This is a genomic window from Gemmatimonas sp., assembly GCF_044345575.1.
GTDB lineage: Bacteria > Gemmatimonadota > Gemmatimonadetes > Gemmatimonadales > Gemmatimonadaceae > Gemmatimonas.
In genome coordinates, this window is the sequence record NZ_JBIJAW010000286.1 from 1 (window position 1) to 4,191 (window position 4,191).

The window sequence follows — 4,191 nt, forward strand, 5'->3', positions numbered from 1 at the left end:
AGCACGCCGTGCAGCACCCGGAACGGCGCCGCAAGATTGGCCGCGAGCGTGTGCTCGAACGACGCGGGCGACGTGTCGGCGACCGGGGCGAGGGGAAAGACCCCCGCGTTGTTGACCAGAATGTCGATCGCGCCGCCTGCCTCGCCGAGCACGGCCGCCATGGTAGCGGCCAACTGCGTCGCATCGGTCACGTCGCACGGATACGCGGCGGCGCCGTTGCCAAGCTCAGCGGCGAGCGCGGCGAGGGGTGCGGGCGAACGGGCCAGCAAAAACACGCGTGCCCCCGCCGAAGCGAGGGCACATGCGGTCGCGCGGCCGATGCCGCGCGACGCGCCGGTCACGAGCGCTGTCTGTCCGCTCAGCGACATCTGCGACCAGTGCCGGTCAGTACTGCGTGGGCGCGTGAGCGAGCCGCAGGAACTCGCTGCGCGTCTTCGCGTCATCACGGAAGAGGCCGCGCATGGACGACGTGATCGTCCGCGAGCTCTGCTTCTCGACACCGCGCATCATCATGCAGAGGTGCACCGCCTCGATCACGACGCCCACGCCCTTCGGCTGGAGCACCTCCTCGAGAGCGTCGGCGATCTGCTCACCCAGGCGCTCCTGCACCTGCAGACGTCGCGCGAACACTTCGACCACACGCGGCAGCTTCGACAGCCCCACGATCTTGCCGTTGGGGATGTAGGCGATGTGCACCTTGCCGAAGAAGGGCAGCATGTGGTGTTCGCACATCGAGTACATCTCGATGTCGCGCACCATCACCATGTTCTCGTGGTCTTCGGCGAACAGCGCGTCACCGATGACGTCGGCGGCCGTCTGGCTGTACCCGCGCGTGAGCCACATCTGCGCCTTGGCCACACGGCTGGGCGTCTTGAGCAGTCCCTCACGATCGGGATCTTCCCCGATGAGCTCGAGCTGGCGACGCACCATCGTCTCGTATTCGACGAGGTTGCCGTCGACGGCATAGTCGTCCGGGTCCACCACACTCACCGCTGCACGCCCCGACGACACTCCCGATACCGGTCGGATCACGTCCTTATTCCCCTTGGTAGTCGACATAGTTGTTCTCGGTTTCCCAGAGCCGCAGTCGAACCAGTTGGGCGGGAGCGATCGCCGGAGCGAGCACGCGCCACATGGCCACCACCACGTTTTCCGTGGTCGGGTTGATTCCCTGCATGTACGGCACGTCGATGTTGAAGTTGCGATGATCGGTTTGGTCGATCACCTCGCGTTCCACGACGTCCCGCAAGTGCCCCAGGTCGATCACGTAGCCAGTCCGCTCGTCCACGGACCCCTTGACCGACACTTCCAACTCGTAGTTGTGGCCGTGCCAGTTGGGGTTGTTGCACTTGCCGAACAGCCGGGTGTTCTCGGCATCGGAGAGCGTGGGGTTGTGAACACGGTGCGCCGCGTTGAAGCGCAGGCGGCGCGTTACGGTAACGATTGGCATACCAGACCAAGGCTTCGGCCAATCGAATGGTTCCGTTGGCCGAGTCCGGGTACGCCGGCGAGGGGATTCATGCGTACGGGGGTCAGGGTCCCCTCAGGAATCTGCCCCAAAAACGAAAACCCCGCCACACGGGCGGGGTTTTCGAGAAATACGGGAACGAAGAGGGTGATCTTGAAGCCCAAAGAAAAAATTAAGACTCTCACCGTGCTACCGCCTTCCCCGCACTGGGGCATGACGTTCACCCGTGTGTTGAATCCCTTCTAAGGACTTATCGGCTCAAGAAGTAAAACCTCTCCGCCCCGCGACTACTCTAACGACGCATAGTGTAGGGAGCCGTCACGGAACGCGCAATCGCGATTTCGACTACATTGTGGCATGGACCTCACTCTTCTTGCCGGAATCGTGATGCTCGTCGTCTGGGGCGGGCTCACCGTAGCTACCGAAGCACCCGGATGGGTTCACCTGCTGCTCACCGCCGGTGTGTTCCTCGTCATCTGGCGCATCGTCGTGCGTGACACCCCGGACGGTCCGGCGAAGAAGTAGCGCGCCGACCTCAGATCTCCCAGTTCGAGAGAATCATCCCCTCACTGGGGGGCGTCTCGTTCCAGCCATGCGCGCTCATGCGCAGATCGGTCCAGCGCACGCGCGCACCGAGGGCGATCAATGTGCGGTACGCCTCCGGATAATCGCCTTGCAGGCGGATGGCGAGCCGTCGGGTTCCCGAGCGTTTGGCGAAATCGGCGAGCGCGCCGAGCATCTGCGGTAACTCGGTCCGACGCGCCAGCACCAGCTTCAGGACGCGCAGTTCGTCGCGCACGCGTCCCTCCACCAGCGGAACGGTGTGACAGACGGCGAATCCGGAGGGAGCGTCAGGCGGACCGAACAGCAACGTGTCGCCGAGGGCGAGCCGATCGGTGAGTTCGAGTTCCCGGGTGAAATCGTACCCGGGCATGAGCTGTGTGGTGAGTGCCAGACACGCGGCCATCGCCGCCGCGCGCGCTCCCGGTGGCAGCTGCGACAGGCGTCGGGCCGGACGATCGGATGCGAGCGCATCGAGCGTGAGCGTGACCGTCAGATGCCCGGGGACGAAACCGAGGTTCGAATAGAAGCCGATGTTGTCCATCGTACGCGGCATCGTTTCGAGACCGATGACCTTCGCGTGCTGCAGGCGCAGCCACCGCATGCCGGCCTGCACGATGACCTTACCGAGCCCAGCCCCCTGCTGATCGGGGCGCACGCACAGCGGACCCATCCACCCTTCGCTACCGGAGTGATGCGCCATGTTGAAGGCCACGACCCGCCCCCGGTCGTCACGCCAGCACAAGGCCCCGTCGCCGGCGTCTTCGATGGCGTATTGCCAGATGGCGGGGTTGAGCGGTGGTACTCGGACTCCGGTCATGCCGTCCTTGCGATAGCGCTCCGTGAACGCTTCGGTGAACACCTCGTTGAGCTGCGGGATGTCCTCCACCGTGGCCACGAACGGTCCCTCCACGGGGCGCGCGGCGCGATAGGAGCGCGAAGACGCCGTCATGGAGTCACGGCTCCGAACGCGTGAGCATGTCGGCGTCGAACACCGACGGGGAATTCCCGCCGTCAGCGTCAGTAGGCACGGTGATGCCACTGACCACGCTGCACCCGCGCGCCTCATCGAAGCGCACCTGCAGCAACCGGTCCAGCCCTTCGCGGACCTGCTCGATGTGCGTGATCACGATGACCTGTTCAAAGCGGTCGTTCAGTCGGCGCAACAGCTCCACAACGTTCGCCCGGCGCGCTTCGTCGAGCGAGCCGAACACTTCATCGAGGATGAGCAACGAGAAGGCCTGCCCGGCGCGCTCGGCGATCATCTGCGAGATGGCGAGCCGCAGCACCAGATTGCACAGGTCCTCCTCACCGCCGGAAATCACGGATTTCGGCAGTCCCTCTTCCATCACCGTGAGACGATAGTCCTCGTCGAACTCGAGGTGCGTGTACCGGCCGTCGGTGAGATCATCGAGGAAACGACTGGCGATCTCCGCCAGCTCCGGCCGCAACTGGAAGTTGAGATCGGTTCGCAGATCGGTGAGCGCACGATCGAGTTCGTCGTGGAGGCGCTTTTCGGTCTCGAGAGTCTCGAGCGTTCCCTGGAGCCGTGATAACTCCCGACGCGCCTGCTCGGCGCTGTCGAGCGCCGCGCGTGCGCGATCGGCCTCACCGATGGCCGACACCGCCTCCACCTCGGCGCGACGGGCCTCAGTGGCCGCCGCTTCGTAGCGCTCACGCACGGTGCCGTAGGCACTGTCGTCCATCCCGAGGGAGGCGCACTGGTCCTCGAGAGCGATCATGCGCGCCCGCGCCGTATCGCGCGCCGCGAGCACGCGTGTGCGCTCGGTGCGCGTGGTGAGCTCGCGGTCCAGCATCCCGCTCACGCGCGCTACACGGGTTTCGAGCTCCTGCAGCTCCTGCGCGTCGCCCTTGAGCGTCGCATACAATGCGGCGTCGTACCCGGTGGGGATCGCGGCCAGCTGCGTTGTGGCATCGGCCAGGCGAGCCGTCATCTGTGCCCGTTGCTCGGTCACCGTAGTGGCCTCGTTGAGGGCCGCCTGGATGCGTGCAAGTCGTCGCTCCGCTGCTGCCACCTCATGCTGCGTGGATCGGCGCGACTCCTCGAGGGTTTCGATGGCCGCTGGCATCGTCGCCAACTGCTCCGCGCGCTGCCGATAGTAATTCCCGTCGACGCGCACGGTCTCGAGTTGCTCGGTGAG

6 protein-coding genes are annotated in these 4,191 nt (G+C 65.2%); 1 reads left to right on the forward strand and 5 read right to left on the reverse strand.

The window, feature by feature from the left end:
• From ACIQ6O_RS13675 to ACIQ6O_RS13685, 3 genes are all read right to left on the reverse strand, one after another.
• On the reverse strand, window positions 1-443 hold a 443-nt coding region (locus tag ACIQ6O_RS13675), incomplete at its 3' end, for an SDR family oxidoreductase (RefSeq protein ID WP_396208342.1).
• Complete coding sequence (gene folE, locus ACIQ6O_RS13680; RefSeq protein ID WP_396208347.1) at window positions 385-930, reverse strand: GTP cyclohydrolase I FolE; 546 nt, start codon at window positions 928-930, stop codon at window positions 385-387. The genes folE and ACIQ6O_RS13675, both read right to left, overlap by 59 nt.
• Window positions 931-1,036: 106 nt before the next feature.
• Window positions 1,037-1,450, reverse strand: coding sequence for a 6-carboxytetrahydropterin synthase (locus ACIQ6O_RS13685; protein ID WP_396208343.1), 414 nt, complete (start codon window positions 1,448-1,450; stop codon window positions 1,037-1,039).
• 375 nt (window positions 1,451-1,825) lie between these two features.
• On the opposite strand from ACIQ6O_RS13685, the gene ACIQ6O_RS13690 reads away from it, so the two are divergent.
• The gene (locus tag ACIQ6O_RS13690) at window positions 1,826-1,993 is read left to right on the forward strand and encodes a hypothetical protein (protein WP_396208344.1); all 168 of its coding nucleotides are present in this window, start codon (window positions 1,826-1,828) and stop codon (window positions 1,991-1,993) included.
• 10 nt (window positions 1,994-2,003) lie between these two features.
• On the opposite strand, the gene ACIQ6O_RS13695 is transcribed toward ACIQ6O_RS13690, so the two are convergent.
• Both ACIQ6O_RS13695 and ACIQ6O_RS13700 read right to left on the reverse strand, forming a co-directional pair.
• On the reverse strand, window positions 2,004-2,981 hold the full coding sequence (locus ACIQ6O_RS13695; RefSeq protein WP_396208345.1) for a GNAT family N-acetyltransferase: 978 nt from the start codon (window positions 2,979-2,981) through the stop codon (window positions 2,004-2,006).
• A gap of 4 nt (window positions 2,982-2,985) precedes the next feature.
• Window positions 2,986-4,191, reverse strand: a 1,206-nt coding sequence (locus ACIQ6O_RS13700; RefSeq protein WP_396208346.1) for an SbcC/MukB-like Walker B domain-containing protein, incomplete at its 5' end; no start/stop codon positions are given.